At 49.2% G+C, this 1,080-nt stretch carries 1 protein-coding gene; it reads left to right on the top strand.

What is annotated here, in order from left to right; genetic code table 11:
- Positions 1 to 70: 70 nt before the first annotated feature.
- A complete protein-coding gene (gene speD, locus QVO97_RS11930) occupies positions 71 to 838 on the top strand; it encodes an adenosylmethionine decarboxylase (protein WP_022360543.1) in 768 nt (255 codons plus the stop codon).
- The last annotated feature ends 242 nt before the right edge of the window (positions 839 to 1,080 follow it).

Here is a 1,080-nt window from a genome sequence, read left to right as displayed (position 1 = left end):
TGTAATAGGAAATTCCTTGGAATTTCTTATTACATGATCAACACCATTTATATTTCAGGAGAAGGAAGATATGGATCACAGCGAAAAATTAAAATTATACGGCTTTAATAACCTGACAAAGGCGCTTAGCTTTAATATTTATGATGTCTGTTATGCCAAGACACCGAGGGAGCAGAAGGATTATATTGCCTACATCGATCAGCAGTACAATTCGGAACGTCTGACCCGGATCCTAACGTCGCTGACGGATATGATCGGGGCGCGGGTATTGAGTATTTCTCAGCAGGACTACGATCCGCAGGGCGCTTCGGTCACGCTTCTGATTGCGGAAGGCTCTATGATGCCGGTGCAGGGGGAGACGCAGGTGGCGCATCTGGACAAGAGCCATGTGACCGTCCATACCTATCCGGAATACCATCCGGAGACCTGTCTGGCGACCTTCCGGGTGGATATCGACGTGGCGACCTGCGGGGAGATCACGCCGCTTTCGACTCTCGATTACCTGATTGGTTCGTTTGATTCGGACATCATCACGATGGACTACCGGGTGCGCGGGTTCACGCGGGATGTGGACGGAAAAAAGCTGTTTATGGATCGTGAGATCCGCTCGATTCAGGATTATATCTCCAAGGAAACGCTGCGGCGCTACGATGTGGTCGATATCAATGTGTACGAGGCGAATCTGTTCCATACCAAGATGATGCTGAAAGAGATCGACCTGCAGAATTATCTGTTTAAGACAGATGTCTATGAACTTCCGCCGACCACCAGGCTCAGTATTATGGACAGCCTGCGGCGGGAGATGATTGAAATTTTCAGCGGAAGAAATGTGTTTTAAAAGAAATGTTTTTTGAGAGGAAAGAGAATGGTTTGACTGGAAAATACGATAGAAGAAACGAATGAGTGAGTTTCAGGAGGAACGGCAGATGGAAGAAGAAAGAAGAAATCTGGAGCCGGGCGTCGGAAGGAGTACACGGCGCAGAAGGGAAGCTTCAGGACAGAAGGAAACGGGGGAAGGCAGTCGAAGAGATGACGCGTTGACCCAGGAGCGCGCGCCGATCTATGAGGCGCTGGAAGCAT

The organism is Clostridium sp. CAG:43 (assembly GCF_000434655.1).
GTDB classification, from domain to species: domain Bacteria; phylum Bacillota; class Clostridia; order Lachnospirales; family Lachnospiraceae; genus Otoolea; species Otoolea fessa.
Note: the sequence above shows the minus strand (reverse complement) of the source record. Positions and strands in the feature narration are given on the sequence as shown.

What these genes read in the sequence shown, in the direction of transcription:
- speD (WP_022360543.1), top strand. Translation starts at nt 71, where the DNA reads ATGGATCACAGCGAAAAATTAAAATTATACGGCTTTAATAACCTGACA.